Source organism: Flavobacterium plurextorum, from assembly GCF_024638035.1.
In the GTDB taxonomy this organism is placed as follows: domain Bacteria; phylum Bacteroidota; class Bacteroidia; order Flavobacteriales; family Flavobacteriaceae; genus Flavobacterium; species Flavobacterium plurextorum.
The window spans coordinates 3,584,923-3,606,101 of record NZ_CP100442.1 but is presented as its reverse complement, the minus strand read 5'-3'; the positions used below and the strand labels follow the sequence as shown (position 1 = coordinate 3,606,101).

General features: G+C 32.6%; 17 protein-coding genes. 10 read left to right on the top strand and 7 right to left on the bottom strand.

Annotation, left to right across the window (positions count from 1 at the left end):
• The first annotated feature begins 92 nt into the window (after window positions 1–92).
• The 4 genes from NLG42_RS16005 to NLG42_RS15990 all read left to right on the top strand — a co-directional run bounded on the left by NLG42_RS16005 (window position 93) and on the right by NLG42_RS15990 (window position 4,950).
• Window positions 93–770 (top strand): response regulator transcription factor, encoded by a 678-nt coding sequence (locus NLG42_RS16005; RefSeq protein ID WP_257681553.1) that lies wholly within the window; start codon window positions 93–95, stop codon window positions 768–770.
• Window positions 763–2,028: a sensor histidine kinase gene (locus tag NLG42_RS16000; RefSeq protein ID WP_257681552.1), complete on the top strand. Its 1,266-nt coding sequence runs from the start codon at window positions 763–765 to the stop codon at window positions 2,026–2,028. Before NLG42_RS16005 ends, NLG42_RS16000 begins: the two co-directional genes overlap by 8 nt.
• A gap of 134 nt (window positions 2,029–2,162) precedes the next feature.
• Window positions 2,163–2,528, top strand: a complete 366-nt coding sequence (locus NLG42_RS15995; protein ID WP_257681551.1) for a PepSY-like domain-containing protein — start codon at window positions 2,163–2,165, stop codon at window positions 2,526–2,528.
• A 10-nt stretch (window positions 2,529–2,538) separates the two neighbouring features.
• The gene (locus tag NLG42_RS15990; protein ID WP_257681550.1) at window positions 2,539–4,950 is read left to right on the top strand and encodes a TonB-dependent receptor; all 2,412 of its coding nucleotides are present in this window, start codon (window positions 2,539–2,541) and stop codon (window positions 4,948–4,950) included.
• Between the two features lie 92 nt (window positions 4,951–5,042).
• Here NLG42_RS15990 and NLG42_RS15985 read toward each other — a convergent pair whose 3' ends face one another.
• Complete coding sequence (locus tag NLG42_RS15985; protein WP_257681549.1) at window positions 5,043–5,291, bottom strand: hypothetical protein; 249 nt, start codon at window positions 5,289–5,291, stop codon at window positions 5,043–5,045.
• Window positions 5,292–5,636: 345 nt separating this feature from the next.
• On the opposite strand from NLG42_RS15985, the gene NLG42_RS15980 reads away from it, so the two are divergent.
• Window positions 5,637–7,811 carry a TonB-dependent receptor gene (locus NLG42_RS15980; RefSeq protein WP_257681548.1) on the top strand — a complete coding sequence of 725 codons (2,175 nt, stop codon included), beginning with the start codon at window positions 5,637–5,639 and terminating at the stop codon, window positions 7,809–7,811.
• 171 nt (window positions 7,812–7,982) lie between these two features.
• On the opposite strand, the gene NLG42_RS15975 is transcribed toward NLG42_RS15980, so the two are convergent.
• From NLG42_RS15975 to NLG42_RS15965, 3 genes are read right to left on the bottom strand one after another with little or no spacing between them, the layout of a single operon-like run.
• Window positions 7,983–8,792 (bottom strand): hypothetical protein, encoded by an 810-nt coding sequence (locus NLG42_RS15975; RefSeq protein WP_257681547.1) that lies wholly within the window; start codon window positions 8,790–8,792, stop codon window positions 7,983–7,985.
• A 40-nt stretch (window positions 8,793–8,832) separates the two neighbouring features.
• Window positions 8,833–10,374: a DUF1254 domain-containing protein gene (locus tag NLG42_RS15970; protein WP_257681546.1), complete on the bottom strand. Its 1,542-nt coding sequence runs from the start codon at window positions 10,372–10,374 to the stop codon at window positions 8,833–8,835.
• 30 nt (window positions 10,375–10,404) lie between these two features.
• Complete coding sequence (locus NLG42_RS15965) at window positions 10,405–11,898, bottom strand: DUF1254 domain-containing protein (protein WP_257681545.1); 1,494 nt, start codon at window positions 11,896–11,898, stop codon at window positions 10,405–10,407.
• A 525-nt stretch (window positions 11,899–12,423) separates the two neighbouring features.
• Here NLG42_RS15965 and NLG42_RS15960 point away from each other — a divergent pair.
• The 4 genes from NLG42_RS15960 to NLG42_RS15945 all read left to right on the top strand — a co-directional run bounded on the left by NLG42_RS15960 (window position 12,424) and on the right by NLG42_RS15945 (window position 17,528).
• A complete protein-coding gene (locus NLG42_RS15960) occupies window positions 12,424–13,872 on the top strand; it encodes a DUF1254 domain-containing protein (RefSeq protein WP_257681544.1) in 1,449 nt (482 codons plus the stop codon).
• A 139-nt stretch (window positions 13,873–14,011) separates the two neighbouring features.
• Complete coding sequence (locus NLG42_RS15955; protein ID WP_257681543.1) at window positions 14,012–15,619, top strand: class I SAM-dependent methyltransferase; 1,608 nt, start codon at window positions 14,012–14,014, stop codon at window positions 15,617–15,619.
• A gap of 865 nt (window positions 15,620–16,484) precedes the next feature.
• Window positions 16,485–17,054, top strand: a complete 570-nt coding sequence (locus NLG42_RS15950; protein WP_257681542.1) for a DUF3347 domain-containing protein — start codon at window positions 16,485–16,487, stop codon at window positions 17,052–17,054.
• Between the two features lie 3 nt (window positions 17,055–17,057).
• Window positions 17,058–17,528 carry a heme-binding domain-containing protein gene (locus NLG42_RS15945; RefSeq protein ID WP_257681541.1) on the top strand — a complete coding sequence of 157 codons (471 nt, stop codon included), beginning with the start codon at window positions 17,058–17,060 and terminating at the stop codon, window positions 17,526–17,528.
• A gap of 125 nt (window positions 17,529–17,653) precedes the next feature.
• Here NLG42_RS15945 and NLG42_RS15940 read toward each other — a convergent pair whose 3' ends face one another.
• The 3 genes from NLG42_RS15940 to NLG42_RS15930 all read right to left on the bottom strand — a co-directional run bounded on the left by NLG42_RS15940 (window position 17,654) and on the right by NLG42_RS15930 (window position 19,890).
• Window positions 17,654–18,100: a hypothetical protein gene (locus NLG42_RS15940; protein ID WP_089057903.1), complete on the bottom strand. Its 447-nt coding sequence runs from the start codon at window positions 18,098–18,100 to the stop codon at window positions 17,654–17,656.
• A 103-nt stretch (window positions 18,101–18,203) separates the two neighbouring features.
• Entirely contained in the window at window positions 18,204–18,941 is a 738-nt protein-coding gene (locus tag NLG42_RS15935) for a hypothetical protein (protein ID WP_257681540.1), read from the bottom strand.
• A 46-nt stretch (window positions 18,942–18,987) separates the two neighbouring features.
• Complete coding sequence (locus NLG42_RS15930) at window positions 18,988–19,890, bottom strand: urea transporter (protein ID WP_257681539.1); 903 nt, start codon at window positions 19,888–19,890, stop codon at window positions 18,988–18,990.
• 587 nt (window positions 19,891–20,477) lie between these two features.
• On the opposite strand from NLG42_RS15930, the gene NLG42_RS15925 reads away from it, so the two are divergent.
• Window positions 20,478–21,068, top strand: coding sequence for a phage tail protein (locus NLG42_RS15925; protein ID WP_257681538.1), 591 nt, complete (start codon window positions 20,478–20,480; stop codon window positions 21,066–21,068).
• Window positions 21,069–21,179 lie beyond the last annotated feature (111 nt).

Here is a 21,179-nt window from a genome sequence, read left to right as displayed (position 1 = left end):
AATCTAAAAACATTACCTTAGATTTTCATAAAAACAACACCGATTCTTATAATATTCAACTTTTCTTCAAAATTTAAGCATAAACTTGTCGCATGAAAATTTTAATTATAGAAGATGAGCTGGAAATTGCTCAAAGCATCAAGAATTATTTTAAAACCAACGGTATTCAATGCGAAATGGCCGAAAACTATGATTTGGCGCTTAACAAAATTGATTCTTACGATTACGACTGCATACTTCTAGATTTAATGCTTCCAGATGGTGACGGATTTGACATATTAAGGGAATTAAAACGCAAAAACAAAACTGATGGTGTAATTGTAATTTCGGCCAAAGAAACCCTTGAAACACGTTTGGAAGGTTTTAATCTTGGCGCAGATGATTTTCTAACAAAACCTTTTCATTTATCAGAACTTCTTGTTCGAATGCAGGCTCTTATACGCCGTAAAAACTTTAAAGGAAATAATAGTATAACTTTCAATGAGATTGTTATTGATATATTGTCTAAATCTGTAGCTGTAAATAACACAAAATTAGATCTGACCAAGAAAGAACTGGATTTACTTCTTTTTTTAATTGGGAATGAAAATAAAGTATTATCCAAATCGGCTATTGCAGAACATCTTTCTGGAGACATGGCTGATATGCTGGATAATCATGATTTTATTTATGCACACATCAAAAACCTAAAGAAAAAACTCTCTCAAGCAGGAAGCGGCGATTACATTAAAACAGTTTATGGTCTTGGATATAAATGGGAAAATGAATAATAAAAAACTACTTAACAAAACAACTAACAGCTTTCTAGCCTACTCTATCGTCATTTTATTGATAGCTGCTCCCTTATTTTATTTCATAAGCCAATATCTTTATATTTATGAAACCGATGAGGTGCTGCATTTTCATAAAGGTGCGTTTATAAACGAAATCCATGAAGATTTTACTCAAAACGATATTGATTTATGGAACAAATACAATCATGAAGTTATGATTGTACCTGATATGGGGGTAAAAAAGGATTCTATAGTTGGAAAAATGCTGTATGATTCTGTAGCAAAGGAGAAAGAACCTTTTCGAGTGCTCTATGCTCCCGTTACTATAAATGGAAAAAAGTACACCTACACAGAGAGAATGAATGTCCTGGAAATGGAAGAAATGTTTTTTAGTATTGCTCTGATATTCCTTTTTATCATTATTATGCTTTTGTGCGGTATTATATGGATTTCAAAAATGACAGCCGCAAAAATTTGGCATCCTTTTTATAATACATTAAATCAGATTGAGAGTTTTGAAATAGATAAAAATAAACCACCGCATTTTATCCCTACTGATATCGATGAATTTGATCGTCTTAATAAAAGTTTAGATCGACTTATCGAAAAAAACACAGCCATTTATAAAAGTCAGAGAGAATTTATTGAAAATGCCGCTCATGAGCTTCAAACTCCTTTAGCTTTATTTCAAACTAAAATTGATACGCTTGCGCAGCTCAATCTTGATAAAGAACAATCTAAACTAGTTTCATCTTTAAATACAGATGTAGCAAGACTTAACAGACTTAATAAAAATTTATTACTGCTCTCTAAAATAGACAACGAAAGTTATCTCGAAAAAAATACCATCATCCTTAATGACTATATTAAAAAACATCTAGACTTTTTTACAGAACAGGCTAATGCTAAAAACCTGAGCATTATAACCGAGTTTACTTCTACTTTAACTATAAGCGGAAATCCTGCACTTACAGAAGTATTAATTAATAATCTATTTCTAAATGCCATACGTCACAATAAAAAAGACGGTCAAATTATCATTAGAACTTTAGAGAATGAGTTACTATTTTCAAATACTGGTCAGAGCAGCGCTCTAAAAAACGAAAAACTTTTTAATCGTTTTTCAAAAAGCAATCCTTCATCTCAAGGAAATGGTCTTGGTTTAGCGATTATCAAAAAAATCACCACACTTAATGGCTGGAAAATAAACTATACTTTTAATAATAATCTGCATATTTTCAGCGTCAAATTCTAAAAATTCAGACTTCCTACAGATTCGCATTTGATCTTTGTACTATCATTTTAATCAATTAAAAGAAAGTACATATGAAAAACTCAATGCTAACCTGTTTAGTACTGCTTTTTTCTTTTTTTGCCACAGCGCAAAAAATGAAAGAAAAAGATATTCCTAACATTGTAAAAACGTCCTTTTTTAAATCTTATCCCAACCAAACAAATGTAAAATGGGAAAAGGAAAAAGGGAATTACGAAGCCAATTTTACTATTGAAAAAACTGCGCACGCCATGCTTTTAGATTCTAATGGCAGTATAATAGAAACTGAAGAAGAAATCAGCATAAAAAAACTGCCTGCCAAAGCCGTGGCTTACATTCAAAAGAACTACAAAAATAAAGAGATCAAAGAAGCAGCTATTATTACGGATGCTCACGGCACTGTGACTTTTGAGGCTCAAGTGACTTCTATTGACTTGATTTTTGACAAGCAAGGAACTTATATTAAAAGCATAGCAGATTAAAACCATACAAATGAAATTAAAGTTTATATTGATATTATCGTTTCTTGTAATGAAAATTTGCACTGTAACGGCACAAAACAACTCAGCTACAATCTCAGGATTAATTAAAGATAAAACATCAAAGACGGCGCTTCCTTATGTGAATGTAGTTTTAAAAACTGCAAAAGACCAAAAAATGATCGCAGGTACAGTTACAAATGAAGAAGGCCGTTTTAATATTCCCGCAGTACCAACAGGAAATTATATACTCGAAATTACTACTGTAGGTTACAAAATTAAATCTCAGAAAGTTTTCGTAGGCACACTATCTGATTTTCTAGATCTCAATACGATCGATATCGAAGAAGATATCAATGCTTTATCTGAAGTAATTGTAACCTCAAAACCTTCTGAGATAAGCAGTAAAATGGATAAAAAAGTATTCGCTGTAGCCGATAATATTACGCAAAGCGGAGGTTCTGTCCTGCAATCTATGCAAAGCCTTCCCGGCGTAACATTACATGACGGAAAAGTACAATTGCGCGGTAATGATAAAGTAATGGTGCTTATTGATGGAAAACAAACTGCTCTAACAGGTTTTGGAAACCAGTCCGGACTTGATAATATTCCTGCATCAGCCATTGAAAGAATTGAGATTATAAACAATCCTTCTGCAAAATTTGATGCCAATGGAAATGCAGGTATTATCAATATCATTTATAAAAAAAACAAACAGGAAGGATTTAATGGTAAAGTAGGAATAAGTTCGGGATATGGAGCACTTTGGGAACGTAAAGCCAATTTGCCGACTGTTCGTCCGCAGTATCAAGTGACGCCAAAAATAAATCCCTCTCTTTCCTTGAATTATCACAAAGAGAAAATAAACGCCTACATTCAGGCAGATTATCTCTATACTGAAACACTTAATAAAAATGAATTTGTAACACGAACTTATGACGATGGTACAATTATCAACCAACAAACGGTGAGAAATCGCGATACTCATTTTACAACTCTTAAATCAGGAATAGATTGGAACTATAATGAACACAATAGTTTTTCTTTTTCTGGTCTTTTTGGAAGTGAAAAAATTATAGACAACGGAGATGAACCATTTTTTAATCAGGATTATTCTCAAAGGCTTCGACTTTGGTCATTTCTAGAAGATGAACTTAAAACAACTGTTATGGCAAGTGCTTCTTACGAACATAAGTTCAGTCAGCCCGGACATAAATTAAATGCGGGGATAAATTACACGTATCATCGTGAAGACGAAAAATACTTTTTCACCAATACAATGCCTGATTTTACCGGACAAGATTCTTTTAAACTTTTATCTGATGAAAAAGTAATTGATATTAATCTTGATTACATCAAACCCTTAAAATACGGCCGATTTGAAACGGGTTTTAAATTCAGAAACCGCGAAATTCCAACCAATATGCAGTTCTTTCCCGGACAGAACTCACCTATTGACGCCAATGCGGGAGGATGGGCAAATTATAAAGAAATTATTCCTGCTCTTTATTCTAATTATATTTTTGAAACAGATAAAATTGAAGCTGAACTTGGACTGCGTCTGGAATATGTAAAACTGCAATATGATGTTAATCCAGATCATCCAACTTATAAAAGTGACGGATATAATTATACAGAACCTTTTCCGAATGTACGTTTTGGATATAAAATCAATGATAAAAACAAGATCACAGCTTTCTATAACCGAAGAGTAGACAGACCCGCTGAGGTCGATATTCGTATTTTTCCAAAATACGATGATGCCGAAATAATAAAAGTTGGAAATCCTGCCTTGCGTCCGCAATTTACCAGCGCCTTTGAAGTGGGATATAAAAACACAATGGAAAAAGGGTATTTTACTTCAGCTGTTTATTATCGAATCATAAACGGAACGATTGCACGTATTGCAACTACTGTTCCTGGAAGTAATTTGATTTATAATGTGTTTCAAAACGCAGATAAAAGCAGTTCGGTAGGAATTGAAGCCGTTTACTCGAAAGAAATTTCATCTTGGTATTCGTTTAATATCAACGGAAACCTGTATCAAAATACCATAGATGCTTTTACAGTTACAAATTTATATCCAGTTCCAAGTATTTATAACGGCGAACGTCAGCAAATGGTTTCAGGAAATTTAAAATGGAATAATACCTTACAATTCAACAAAACCTTAAAAGGTCAGGTTTCTGCTGTTTATCTCGCACCCGATATTATTCCGCAGGGAAAAATTGGTTCAAGATTCTCTGTCGATCTAGGAATTAAAAAAACGGTTCAGAAAGGTAAAGGCGAAGTATTCTTGAATGCCACAGATATTTTTAATACATTAAATATACAAAAAGAAATAAAAGGCGAAGGTTTCAGCTATAGCAGTAAAGATTATTACGAAACACAAGTAATACGTTTTGGATATAGTTACAAATTCTAGATTGTAGTGTATTTTATAATTTGATCTCTAAATAGGTTTCTTTTTCAAGTAACTATTTAGAGATTTTTTTATGCATTCTATATCAATATCCTTTATCTAAAAAGTGATATTGTATCTGCAAGATTCTCTTTAATTATAAATGCATTAATAAATTCCTGCACCTCCATATTTGTTTCAACAGGAGTTTCAAAAGAGTTGATATGAAACTCATCATCTTGATCCAGAATATGTATAATTTCTGTGTAGCCCTTAGTAATTAAACTTCCTTTTAATTTAATTCTATTCAACTGTTGTTGACTATTCAACTCCTTGCGGACTTTTAGTTTTATAGCTTTTTCCATCGTAAATATTTTTAAATTAATAAAGATTCAATTCCTATCAAATGTAGAAAATTTTTATTTTTTGTTCTGTTAAAAAAACAGATATAAATCATTATTTACTAACATATTAACATTAAAACCCCAACTTAGAAAATATCTTAAATAAAACGTTTAGAAAAGAGAGCAGGTTTTAGAAAAAATAAAAACAGTCTATACCGTAATAAAATTAGATCTGTCTAATAAGTAGTTTTTCAAAAGTTTTTCTGTCAATCACACTAATTTACTAAGAAACAGTACTGATATTAAGCCTTATATTTTATTACATTTCATATATTTGTACTTGTTTTAATTAAGTCTAAATAAATAATGATAAAATTTTCTACTCTACTCCTAGTGTTCTTTTCGATCAGTACACTTTCTGCACAACAAGTTTCTAAAACAAATACAAACAACCAAAAAGACAAAACCACTAAAAGTCAAGACAGTATCTTAAACGATAAGTCGAAAGCTGATAATGAATTGCAAGAAATTGTAGTTTCTGCGTCTAGAAAGGCTGAAATTCTGGATGAGGTTCCTTCATCGGTAACATTGTTATCTAAAAAACAAATTCAACAACAATTAAGTATAAGCTCAAATCTAAGCGACATATTAGGTGCAACAGTTCCAGGTTTGGGTTTTTCGACTAATAGAACTCAAAATTTGGGTCAGACTTTACGCGGCCGACGTGTTTTGGTAATGATTGATGGAATTCCGCAATCTACGCCGCTTAGAGATGGCGCGAAAGATATGCGATCTCTGGATCCTACAGTTCTAGATCGCGTAGAAGTTATCAAAGGTGCAACTGCTATTTATGGTAATGGTGCCGATGGTGGTTTGATAAATTATATTACCAAAAAATCAAATCCAGACAAAGCAATAAGCGGATCAACAGAAGTTGGAACGGCTTTTTCTTTGGTTAAACCTGCTGAAACTGCTGGTTTCTTTGTGTCACAGTTATTTACTGGAAAAATAAAAAAGTTCGATTATGTGGTGAGCGGACGTTATGAGGAAACTGGTCTTTATCGTGATTCAAAAGGACGTGTACTTTCACCTGAATACGGAATGAATGATCTTAAAAATTGGAATGCTTTTGCGAAAGTCGGCTATGATTTTAATGCAAACAATCGTTTAGAATTAATGTATAATTACTTTGAGAGTACACAGCATACTGATTATGTTGCTAAAGCTGGTGTTTATGGCAATTTTGATTCGCCTACAACTGGTGTAAAAGGACAACGCCCGGGAGAGCCTGAAGGAACTCCGTATAACCATAATGCCAGTTTAAGTTATATTGGAAAAAACTTCATTGGAAAAACGGATGTTAATGCTTCTCTTTATTTTCAAGATTATCTTACGTTAATTAATTACAGTGATTTTTTTGAAAACAACGGACAGCCTGCTACTCAAAGTAAAAAACTCGGTTTTCGTTTAAATCTAAATACACCTTATGAATTCAGTTCTCTTATATCGGGTAATTTAACTTATGGTTTAGATATTCTATCTGATATAACTGATACTCATCTTACTGATGGGCGATTGGTAATTCCAGAAATGAAGATGAATAACATAGCTCCTTATTTCCAGCTTAAAAATATGTTTGGACCAAACTTGGTTTTAAAAACAGGTCTAAGACTTGAAAATGTAAATATCGATGTACCGGATTATACTACTATCGGTATTCGTAATTATGTAAACGGTACTTATGTAGGCGGCGGAATTGCTGTAAATGGCGGTGAATTAGATTTTAATGCACTTATGTTTAATGCGGGACTTCGTTATACCAAATGGAGGTTATTTAAGCCTTTTGTAAGTTTCTCTCAAAGTTTTAGTGTTGCAGATTTAGGTTTAGTATTACGCGCTGCCAAAGAGAATACCGTAAACAATACTTCGATAAAAGCGGTTACGGCAAACAATTACGAATTTGGTTTCTCAGGAGCTTGGGCTAATCTTTCTTATGATGCTGCGGTGTATTACAGTACTTCAAAATTAGGAGCTTCATACGTATACATTGATGGTAATCCGCAGATTTCGCGCTCACCTGAAAAAATTTATGGTTTTGAGTTGTCAGCAAAATATCGTCTGCACTCTAAAGTTGATATTGGAGCCAATTATTCATTTACTGAAGGAAAAAGAGAGCTTACAGACAAAAAAGTATATTTAGGAGGCGATCGTATAAATCCGCCAAAAATTACTGCATTTACTGTTATCAGACCTTTAGAAGCTTGGTCAATCTATTTACAAATGATAAATACACCGGGAAGAGATCGTTTTGAACCTGTAAATGGCGCTTATACTTATGGAACTGGGCCTATTAAATCTTTCACCGCTTTTAATCTTTCTTCAAGTTATACTTTCAGAGAAAAAAGTACTATTCGTTTAGGTGTTGAAAACCTATTCAATAAAGATTATTACTCTGTTATCTCTCAATGGCAGTCAAACAATATGAATTATGTAAAAGAAAATGGCACACGTTTGACGGTTAGTTTTACACAAGCTTTCTAGTAACATAACTAGTAAAAATCTCCATAAATAGATTTTTACAGATTTTTCTAAAAACAAATAGAGCCTCCAAAGTCAAATGATTTTGGAGGCTCTGCGTTTTTACGAACAATTAAAAATTATAATTGTCTCTTTTTAATTCTATTATATAAAGTATTCTAAGTGCTGTTTGAATTAAAAAATAACCTGAAACTGAAGTATCGCCTGCCAATTTCCAATTAAATCTGGTCTTTCTACATTATAAAAACCCTGAGCAGCAGCGGAGTAAAAAAGTTTACTTTTCTCCCCTATTTTAAATGTTTTTCCTGGTCCGCCGCCAATAGGAACCAACCATTGATTACCACTTAAGGCCAGCCAATTAACTACTATTGTAGCGTTACTTTCAACAAACCATCCTTTTGGAAAATTGTAATAAGCAATATACTGAATGCTTCCTGAATTTACTTTATTTACATCATCGCCGCCAAGAGACCAATAATTTTGCAATACGATTCCGCCCGAAAACTTATCTCCAGCAATATATAATAAAGCTGTTGGTCCTAAACTTAGGCGATTACTTCCTAATGCTGGATTTGTTCTTGTTGGAATCTGCAATGCCGGTCCAATACCCCAACTCAGTTTACCTTTTTTTTGAATGCTTGAAAAATATCCATTAAATAGAATATTTCCCATTCCCCCTTCATGTGTACCACCGTCAAAAAGCGGTGGTACAGTTTGAAAAGGAATAATAGTATAGGTTATCAGTTTTAGATTATTTGCCAATTTAAAAGGATAGACAGGTTGTATCGAAAAAGAACTTCCTGTACCATCAGCAATTGGCAGTAAAACTTCCTGCAAAAAAACACTGCGCAGACCACTTACAGGATCTTGTCTTTTTTTGCTCATTTCTTCAATAGAAGTCTTTTCACTCTCATTTGACTGACCGAAAATCGGAAAACAAATACAGAAAAATAAAATACTTAAAGCACTGGATTTAAAATTCATAGTATTTGTGTTTACTTTTAATATTTATCAAAAAGCGCTTTTATTTTACTTTTTCAAAATCACCCGGTTTATATTTTCGATCAAAAAATTCTTGTTTTGGTCCGTAAAAACGGAATAAAGCAAACCATCCTTTACCTGGAACTGTTTTCAACCAGTTTGCTTCGCCAGAAGGTTTATCAGGTCCTACAATAAAAGTTACCGATTTATCTGCATTGTAAATAAGCTTGTTCATAGAGTTTAATGACGGATATACTTGATCTTTTGCATCAACTCCAGAAGCAGTTTCTGCATCATATAAAGTCAACGACCAGAATAAACCTGCCGGCGGATTTGCTGGGAAAGTAATTTTATAGGTATTATCTCCCATCAAAAAATTACCGTCTTTATCTTTATAAGCATTTCCATATTTCGCTCCTAAACCAGGAATAGAAGACATCATTCCAGTACTGATAGAATAATGGTTAATATACATTTGTATTTTTGCATTTACATCTGTATGTTTTGTTATTCTGTTACGATATTCTTCGTCCAGTAAAGTGCGCATAAAATCATCTTGTTTGGTTTTAGCATGAGCAATCCATTTTCTGTCAGCCCACCAAAGTGCATCTTTTTCTTTATCATAATTTCCTGCAACATTTTTAGCCATTTTCCATGCTGTTTGTGCAGCTTTACCAAGCAATTCTTTTTGTTTTTCTGTAGGTTTAAACTCTTCCCCTTTTTTGATTCCGATAGCTTCAAGCATACCGTGCATATAAGGATCTATATCATCTACTTTATCACTTTGTATAAATCTGTCCAGCATTTCAAAATAACTAAAATCGTGCGCAAATAACGCATTTGAAGCAATATCAGAAACGTGTTTAAAATTCATCGGCTTTCGTTCTCCGCTGAGAGGATAAATTTTTATTCCTTCAACAGATTTTACTCCCGGCGACAGATCATCTACAGATTTAAAGAAACCACGTTGAAAAATAAAAAGTCCATTTGTTTTACATCTAAAAACGAAATAGTTTTTTTCGTCAACAGCACCTTTATAATCTGATGGAATTACTAAATACTTCCCTCCTTTTCCTTTATCAGGTCCAGGAAGACCAATATCACCTAAATAAGTAGTTCCGTCTGGTTTTGCAGGACCTGCAAGCGGTCTGTGCCAATAATCATCTAATATTCCCTGAAGCATTGGTGGAACTTCTAAAACTAAAGGTCCTGTTTTACTAAGATCAGCAAATCCTAAGGCATAAATTACATCAGAATTTGGTGTTGTAATTACGGTTTTTGGTTTCAGTCTTTTTTCAAAAACAGAAATCACATTATATCCTTCGCCGGATATTTTGCCTAAACCTTCTTTCATCGCATACATATTCACAGCAGGTAATGCCCATAAATAAACTTGAGTAGCTCTTTGAAAATATAAATCATCATTTAACTTTTCAGAAGATTCAGCTGTTGGATAACCTCCAACAATCTCTCCATCTGCTTTATCAGATGAATTACTGCTGTTTACCGCACTATCTTTTGAAGATTCTTTACAAGCAATGAGAAATAAAACTGACAAGATTGCTGTTACAATTATTCTTTTCATAGTTAATTAAATTTTGGTTTATCTCTATATTTATTTCACTTTAACCACTGCAGGCGGATTCCAACTATCGTTTAAAACCTTTTCTTCAGGCCAATAACATCTTACATACAAAGAGAAAACTTCTTTTGGTGCAGGAAGCCAATTGCTGATTTTGTCTTCAGATGGCGGCGTATTTTGAACATAAATAGTTAATGAACCGTCAGCATTCTTTTTCAGGTTTTTATTTTTTGTTCCCAATGAATATCTCTTAAGATCATTTGGTGCAAAAAAATGTTCAGCGTTGTACAGTGTAAGTGACCAAAATCCTTTTACAGGCGGAAGTTCTCCACTTGCAAATGTTACGGTGTATTTGTTTGAACCGCTTAATCGTGTTCCGTTTTCATCACGATCTTGATAAAAATATCTGGTCTCATTTGGTTTATTTACAAAAATATTGGCTTTAGCACAAGAAAGTCGAGTCAAATAATCATATCCAAATTGCGCTCCGTTACGCTGTGTTGTCCAATTGTATTTTACTGGATAACCAACATTTGCAAACTGAAATAATGGTGTAACCAGATTTTTATCAGCATCGATTGCTGCATTTATTGCTGCTTCTTTCAGTTTCGGATTTTTATTTAATGCATCTAAAAGTGCGTGTGCCTGAGCATAAAAAGCTTCTTCTCCCGGCATTGGTGGAACTTCTTTTAAAATATCAGCCAATTGATCAAAGAAAGTTTCTGGTTTTACCCATTTGGTTTCCCCCTTTTCTCCACCTGCATCTGGCGGAGTTACTTTTGTTTTTTTCCAGTCTGTAATTTTCATTTTTCCATCAAAATCTTCGAGAGGATATATGGCAATTTGGTTAATTAACGGCTGAATTGCTTTTTTATCAGCTGGATCATCTGTTTGAAATACACGAGGAATTACAATCCCGCGACTTGTTGAAGATTTAAAAACAGCCGTAATTCCGTCAGGTACTTTTCCGTTCCAATCTTTGTGAGCAAGAAGATAAAAACCAGGTTTTGTACCATACATTTTACCAAAACTTGCAAAACCATCAGTACGTTGATCACAAACCTGATATACCCAAAAACGATCACCAAAATCTGGCACCTGTACTACAACTGGTCCTAATGAAAGATCTAGTGGTGACAAGCCGTAAACTACATCTTGATTTGGACAAGCCACAGCTCTTTCTTGCGGCTCTACATAATCATTCAGCATACACAAATGATTCGGCGGCGCTAAAGGAAGTACTCCTCCAGCATAAATTGCACCTGGTAATGATCTAAATGTTTCTACTCTATTATGAATATTAACCATTGGCCAGCCCCAGCCGTAAATATTGGCCGCAAGATTTTTCACAAAAGCTTCGGTCATAATAGTATTAGGAACTGGTGCTGCAGGCAGTTTTTTTGCTGCAGAACTATCTGCAATAGCTGTTGCAGAATCTGATGATTCAGAACTCGTTGAACCATCTTGTTTTTTACACGCAGTAAACAAGACTAGTATAGAAAACAATAATAGAAGATTTTTTTTCATAAGATCTATGTATTAAATTTTAGGAATGAAATAATGTACATCTTAATACAAACTGAATAAAGATTTCATCCTCATTTACAATTAAAAATCAGATTTTCATCTATTCTAATTTATACTTTAATTCACATTCACTAAATTAAACTTAATAGCCGCAATAAAACCTGAAACCTTGTTTCAAGTTATAATATGAAACAAGGTTTTTTAGGCTTCTAAATGCTCTTTTGAAAAATTATTAAATCAAGGTTTTAGTTGGCTTTGACGGATTTATTTCATTGTAAAAGAATGGTAAAACTTCACTTTTTACTGATAATCAAATGTTTATTTCAAATCAAAACTCAGCATTAAATAAATCTTATACTCAAATTTTCACATTAATTCCAATAATTTGTATCTATCTTATTTTTAATAAATTAATATTTTATGTTTAGCGTTTTTCTTATATTAGTGTTACCAAAAACCTATTTATTGGCAAAATCAAGAAATATTTAAACTAATGTAAAACCCTTTCTAATAAAGTATAACATTATGAATAAAATTATTATTGGTGCTATCCTGATTATTACACTTTTTTCCTGCAATCAAAACTCCGCAGATAAAACAGCTGATAACCTAGAAAACAAATCTTCAGAATCTTCAAACCCAAGTAACTTAAAAGAAAAGCTGAAACATTCTCGTGCTGTTGAAGCTGCACTTTGGGGAATGCCAATCGTGGCTAGTGATGCGATTAGACAAGGCTATCTTAATTTAGGTGCTCAATATAATGATATCGTATATTTCTCAAAACCGGCAGACTGGAAATTTCAAACTACCACGCCAAATGCATCTACACATTATATTTATAGTGCTTACAGCACAAAAAAAGACGGTCCAATTGTACTTGAAGTTCCCGCAGCTGTTGATGCAGGAATCTATGGACAGCTTTGTGATATGTGGGATGTACCTTTGGCAATTGTTGGCGGAGGCGGCGATGACAAAGGTAAAGGCGGTAAATACTTAATTCTTCCGCCAGACTATACCGGTACTATTCCGGCTGGATATTTTCCTGTACGTCAAAATACTTATGGAGGTTTTTGGTTACTGCGAACTATCCCAAAAAGCAACTCAAAAGCAGATCAGGATCTTGCAATAGCACTGCTTAAAAAAATCCGCTTATATCCGTTATCAAAAACTGTAAGTCCACCAGAACAGCGTTTTATTGATGTATCGGGTAAATTATGGGAAGGTTATCCAAAAATGGATGAAACTTTTTACACTATACTTGCTAAGATGGTCAATGAAGAAACGATAATTCCACGCGATATGGCGATGATGAATATTCTTCGCTCTATTGGCATCGAAAAAGGAAAAGAGTTTAAACCTGATGAAGCAACAACTGCCATCTTTAAATCGGCTATTAAAGAAACCAATGATTATATTAATATACTGCTTGACGAAACTTTAGTTCCTTACTTTTGGGAAAATACACATTGGTCAATACCTACTTCTACTAATTTCAAAACTGAATTTTCATTTCAGGATACAAACATGTTAGATTATGATGCTCGAGCTTTGGCAAACTTTGTTGCTTGGGCACCTCCAAAAAAGGCTGACAAAAGTGCTCCAACTATTTACATTTTATCTTACAACGATAAATCTGGTGCTCCTCTTGCTGGCGGAAAAACCTATAAACTGCATGTTCCTGCAAATGTTCCTGCTAAACAATACTGGTCAGTTACAGTTTATGATTATAGTAATGCTTGTTTTATCAAAGAAGCTCCAGTTATTAGTTTAGATTCTTATAATAACAAAACAAAGAAAAATCAAGACGGTTCGGTTGATATTTACTTTTCACCAAATGCTCCAAAAGGACAGGAAAATAATTGGGTTGCTACAGGAAAAGATGGTCGATGGTTTGTATTTTTCAGATTGTATGGCCCAGATAAAGCTTTCTTTGATAAATCATGGAAAATGACCGATATAGAAGAAGTAAAGTAACTTTTTAATCTTACAAACTATCTTCTTATGCAGCAAATACAGTTTTTAAAGATAAATATCTGTCTTTAGAAACTGTAAAGCTGATATACGTTTAAGTTAAAAAAAATCACTATTTTTAGTAAACTTTCATTCTTTTATTATGACTGATAAATCACAGCTTCGCAGTTCTATCTTTAGACATCTAGATGGTTTAGCTGTTGCTCCAGTAGCAATAGCGCTTAAAAACAATGCTGTTTTAGAATTTATCTTAAACAAAAAACAAGTTCAATTATCAGAGCTTGCTGCTGTTTTTAAAGCAAATGAAGGCTATCTGAATGTAGGTTTGAGAATTTTGGCTTCTCAAGGATTTCTGAATTATGGGGTTGATAATCATAAGCAGGAAATTACAATTTCTGTAAACGAAAAAACAGAAATAGCTTTTTCATTGTTTTATCTCTATCAAGATGTTGTCGATTTACTTCAGTTGTCTGTTCAGTTTCATCCTCGTCTTTTTGAAGATGTTCCGTTTGAGAAACTCAATACTATTTTTGAAAAGTATAAAACAAAATACGGAATTAAACCGTCTGAGGATTCCTTGACAAACAGCATTCAGGATCAGATTTTAAAACACATTGAAGGGCATTTGATTGGTCCTACAATAGTTCGTTTGGCAATGAACGGGATGTTTCATAAATATTTTATGGAAACTTCCTTCAAACCAGAAGAATTTCATAAATCGCCTGAAAACTTCAAAAAAATACTAGATTTCTTTGTCCATCTTGGATGGTTTTTAGAAAAAAACGGCAATTATCAATTTACTGAAGAAGGTTTGTTTTTTGCCAAAAGAGCCAGTGCTTATGGCGTTACGGTTTCATATTTGCCAACGTTTGCTAAAATTGAAGAATTAATTTTTGGTAATCCTGATGTTTTACGAATGGCTGCCGATGGAGAAAATGAAATTCATGTTGATCGCGTAATGAATGTTTGGGGAAGCGGCGGTGCGCACGATACGTATTTTAAAGTTGTTGATGAGATTATTATTAACCTTTTTAATCTGCCGATTAATGAGCAGCCAAAAGGGATTTTGGATATGGGCTGCGGCAACGGTGCTTTTTTACAACACATTTTTGAAGTAATTGAAAGACAGACTTTACGAGGAAAAATGCTGGATGAATATCCTTTATTTCTGGTTGGAGCAGATTATAATCAAGCTGCTTTGAAAGTTACCAGAGCAAATTTGATAAAGGCCGATATTTGGGCAAAAGTAATTTGGGGAGATATTGGACGACCTGATTTACTTTCGGATGATTTAAGAGAAAATTATAATATTGACTTAAAAGATTTATTGAATGTGAGAACTTTTCTGGACCATAACCGAATCTGGAAAGATCCGAAACATATTAATAAAGACAGAGTCAGCACTTCAACTGGAGCATTTGCTTTTAGAGGAAAAAGAATCAGCAACAATTTGGTAGAAGACAATCTCTTGGAACATTTACAAAAATGGTCACCATATGTTCGCAAGTTTGGTTTACTTTTAATTGAATTACATACTATAAATCCAGAACTTGCAGCGGCCAATTTAGGAAAAACTCCTGCCACAGCTTATGATGCTACGCATGGATTTTCGGATCAATATATTGTTGAGATCGATGTTTTTAATGCTATTGCAGCAGAAGCTGGATTGTTTCCCGACCAATCTACTTTTAAGCGATTTCCAGAAGCAGATATCGCAACGGTGAGTATTAATTTATTGAAAGGAAAATAATCTATAACTTAATTCAATAAGAAATAGAACTAAGAGAAACACTGCTTTATTTTATAAAAAAACAAAATGTCACTTTTTCATTTCTATTCTTTATATCTCTTTCTGTTTATTTAGATAAAAGCGGTTTTTTAGATTTATTCTTTTAAAAATAAAATAATATCTTTAACTTTAAAATTATTATAAATCTATTGTGACTAAATTTTACATCATATTGATCGCTGTTCTTGGCCTATTCTTAGTGCCAACGGTAACTTTTGCATGTAAAAAACCATCTGTAACTCATTCTTGTACAAAAAATACTTCTAAAACTGAGAAGAAAAACTGTTGTGCTAAAATGAGTCATTCGAAAGATAAAAATGATGACGGCTGCAGCGGAAAATGCAAACACTCGATGTGTAGCTGTACTTTTGCTTGTAATGGAGGGATTACTTTTTTTAATGAATCACAATTCGACACTAATTTTTTCCGTTTTAATTCGGAAAAAGAAAAATTTTATAATTCAGAAACCTTCACTTCCGCTGGTTTCCACTCTCTTTGGCTTATACCTAAAATAAGCTAAATTCTTTATTGACAGCCATAAGTGTGTCAATTCTAAAGCATAACTGCTTACTGCTATTTATTTTCAACCTAATCAATTACAAAAATATTGTATTTCTACAGTATTCTATTTTGTTCTTGTTTAAAAAAATGCACAAAATCTATTCTTAAAAAAGAAAGACGATAATACTTTTATTAGCAGCATTATTACGCAAGTTGAAAAATAAAGCAAGCCAAACCAAGAGAATAAAACTAAATCTCCTTAATACTAATCTAAAGTATTGAGGTAAAGTTAAATAGTAAAATAACAACCTAAAACTTAGAAAAAATGAAAAATCTAATTCTATCAACTATAGCAACAGCATTTGTAATGGTTTCATGTAATCAAAAAAACAAAGAAGCTGTAACGCCAGATCTAAAAGAAAATCAAAATCAATCAAATGCAAAGGAAGCTGCAGGTAAATCTAATTTTTCTATAAATGAGATTACAACTAATTATCTGCATCTGAAAAATGCATTAGTTAATGACGACTCAAAAAATGCCGCCAATGCAGGGAAAGAATTACTTACTGCATTTAATAATATCAATTCAGCAGCGATCGATGAGAAATTAAAAATCAAGTATAATGATATTGCTGATGTTGCCAAAGAACATGCTGAACATATTGGTGATAATGACGGAAATATAGAACACCAAAGAGAGCATTTTGTGTTACTAAGTAAAGATGTAAACGATTTAATAGAGGAATTTGGTACAGATCAAAAGTTGTATCAAGATTTTTGTCCAATGACAAACGATGGTAAAGGCGCAATATGGATTAGTGAAACTAAAGAAATAAAAAATCCCTATTACGGTTCAAAAATGAGCAGCTGCGGATCGATTAAGAAAACGCTGTAAAAAATGAAACCTTTTATTAAAAAGATAATTTTCGTTGGTGCAATTGTTCTTGTACTTATTCAATTTTATCAGCCTGCTCGTAATTCCGATTACGGGCAGGTTTTACCCATTCATTTTTCTAAAGTCTATCCTGTTCCTCAAAATGTCAAAGCAATTTTACAAACTTCCTGTTACGACTGCCATAGTAATAACACACGTTATCCTTGGTATTCAAACATACAGCCCATGCGTTTTTTTATGGACGGTCACATTTCTGAAGGAAAAGATGATTTAAATTTTAGTGAATGGGGAAATTATTCGAAAAGAAAACAAGAAACTAAATTGAACCGAATGATCAAGCAAGTAAAGGATAATAAAATGCCTTTAAGTTCTTATACTTTAATTCATAGAGATGCGATACTGGATTCCACGCAAAAGAAATTACTAACTACTTGGCTTGAAAACGTAAATGACAGCATTGCAAAAAACAATTAAAGTAATCGCAACAACAGAATCACTATTATCGCTCAAGTTTACAAGAGCTTATTTGTTTTTTTATAAAAAAAAGCTCCAAAGTCAAATGACTTTGGAGCTTTTAAATTTTATTTAATGAATTACATTTAGTTCAAATCATTGAACTCATGTAATGATTTTAATGTGCCTTCATAAAACAAGATTGCCGCGATAAGATTTCCTTTATCTGAGTATGGCATCATTTTTCTTTGAAACTCTACTGTAGTGTCTAAGAAGTTTGTAGTTCCTACTGCTTGACCATCAAGTATTTTTTTATGATCTCCATCGTCTGGAATACCTAAATCTGCCATTGTAACACCTGGTTTAGTTACCAAAGCAATATAAGGAAGCGTTTTTACTAAAACTTTAATACGCTCAATGTACAATTCTAAAAGTTCTCCTTTTTGCATACCGCTCAATTCTTTTTGATCGTGGTATTTACGGATGATAGCTGTTGTACTGATAATACTTCTTGGAGCGTTTTTTGCCTGAGCTGATACAGCGCCGGTTGTCAAGAAGAAAAGGAAACTTAGTAAAATAATCTTACTCTTCATTTTAATAATAGGATTTGGGTGTTGTTCTTAAAAACAAAAATATATAAATTAACTTAAATTACAACTTATTAATTTCTTTTTTATGTTTAGAATTTCATTACTTCTACGTTTTGATTATTCTAAAACGTCCTGGATACTTTATCCAAATGCTTTTTCTAGTGCCATAATAGTCCATAAACTCTTCACAAACAAAAACGGCATGCGCTTTTGACCATGCAACAACTCCGCAAAATTCGCTTCCAGATTGTCGCTTTAATTTTTGTATTTGTTTGCCAACCGTAAATCCTAAATACTTATAAATCGTTGGAGTATAAATGGTACCGTCTTCTAAATCCTCTAATGCCTTATCAAATACAGCATCTTTGTCGATGATTTGTTTGTATTTTGCCATTACAGCATAAGTAAGTATAGCATAATCTGTGATTTTTTCACTTTCGCAATTGTCTTTTATATAGACAAAACCCGCAGAAATTTTGGCTTTGTTAATTTCGTCACTATTCAAATTAAACGATGCATTATTCTTTAAAGTGATTTTATATAAACTGTCGTTTATCTTTTCGCTAACAAAAAGATTATCTAATCCATAAACATTTAAAGAAGCTTTGATAAATGCAATTGAGGAACAATTGGTACGTTCACCTTGTTTAAAACTTTCGAATATTTTATCTGAACTCAATTGAGAGTAAACATTTGAGCATACTAATGTTAAAAATAAATATATTGAAGTAACCGATTTTATCATTTTTAGATTTTGTAATTGTTTTCCAATTGATTTCTTAGGAATAATCAGATTATACAAATCTATAAAAATCAACTCGTAATTGTTTTCTTTACATCTCAACTTTTTTCTAAAAATTAAATGCTTAAGATTTTATGTTTTTATAGTTTTATGGATAAGTCTTAAAGCTGAAGTATTTACTAAGCAGTTTTTGCATTATTAAAACAATACAGGTTGCTGCAACAAAAGGAAAAGTAAGTGGTATAAACTGATAGTTATTCATAGTAAAACCTATAAAAACAGATAAAACAACTGCAATAAAAGTCCAAACAATGTTTATCACCCGATTTCCTGCGAAAACAATAGCGCACAAAACGGCGTTGTAACTGAATAATCCCATCATAATTTCTTGCGTTGAAGCATTGTAGAATGCTGCTATAAAACCTGCGGCAAGACCTCCAAATAATCCGTAAACGGCACGAATTGGAGAACTTACAAAAACTCCAATAAAAAACACCACTCCTGCAAAAAGACTTTCCTGAAATATCACCTGTCCAAATCCCCGCAGTGCAAATACTGCATATGGTTTACTGTCTATAACGGTATTTAAAGATACTGTTCTGGGTGCTAAAAAAACATTTTCAAGAATATAGATAAAAAACCAGCAGACCACAATAAATGGTAATGTATAAACGGGAATACGTTTACGATTAAACCAATGCTGTATAACAACTGCCAGTATACTCCCAATTACAACCGCAAGCCATAATACTAAAACTGGTTTGAAATAAAAAGCTAATCCAGCCCCGACTAAAGCTGCGTTAAAACCATAAATTCCTTGGGCAATTTCTATTTTATCATATTTTAAAACTCTTGCTGTGATTGTGCCGCAGCAAGAAGCAAGCAAAACAGCAATTCCCATTTCTAATGAACCATAAAATATCCCTATCAAAAAAAGTAATCCAGTATATACCGATTCTTGAAGCATAATCTGCCCAATACCTTTAAGTATAACAGAAGGAAATTGGTTCTCAATTATTCTAGTTTGTTTCGAAAATAGTTTTATATGCATAATATAAATTGTACGATTATTTTTATCAATATTTACTAAGTCTAAAGTTAGTAAAAATTCTAGTATTTTTCTGATAGCCGATACTATTATTGTAAGTATAAAAATGTAGTAAATTTAGAAAATAAACCGCCGCTAAATCGATACAATTAAATATCACACTTTAATTCAATTTGTTCTAAAAAGACGTATAAATACGCTCTATTACTAGTTTATTTATTACTAAACTTGCATATAATTTAGTCTGAAATTAAAACACTGGAATTCTTAATGCATTAATAACTTTACTTAGGTTGTTATTTCATTTGATTTTTATAATTTTATAAGAATCATCTTGTTATACAAATCGATTGTAAAAAGCTATTATATAATCATTTACACAAACCAGTAGTGATAATGAATTTGATCGTAAATAGATACAAACCATTTTCTAGAAGTCATACAATTAACATAAACACATTTAATAGAAAATATAGCTCAAGAGTACTTTTCTATCATTTTTTGTTTATCAATTAGTCTATGATTGCACATTTTTAAATAAATAAACCAAACAATATTTCCAAAAACAATTTTAATTAAATCAATCACTTATGAAAAAAAATTACTTTATTTTATTATTTGTATTTACTGCGTTTTTTAGCACAAATAAAGCTTCAGCACAGCAGATAGAAGTGTTCCTTGGACAAATTATAATGTTCGGAGGTAATTATGCACCACAAGGTTGGGCTCTTTGTAACGGACAAGAAATCTCAATTCAACAAAACCAAGCTTTATTTGCAATTTTAGGGACTACTTATGGCGGCGATGGAGTAAACACTTTTGGGTTACCCGATTTAAGAAGCAGAGTTCCTGTAGGACAAGGTCAAGGACCTGGATTGACTACTAGAATTGTAGGAGAAAAGGGTGGTGTTGAAAATACTTACGTACTAGTTTCTAATTTACCTCCTCATACACACTCATTAAATGCGAGCACTTTAGCTGGAAATACCAGTGTCCCAACAGGTAAATATCTTGCAAATACATCTTCTCTTGATAAAGAATATATTGACACTACTAATACAACTATGCATCCTACAGCAGTTGGCGTTACTGGTTCTGGTGTACCTATTTCTATTGTGCAGCCTTACATAGGTATTAATTATATTATATCCCTTAATGGCGTTTGGCCAGCACGTCCTTAAACGCCTTATTTGTTTAAAAATGTTTCTTTTAACTGCTGTCTGTGTAAACAAACAATAGTTAAAATTTTGTTGATACAGCCTATATATGGCTGGCAATAACTAATATAAAAT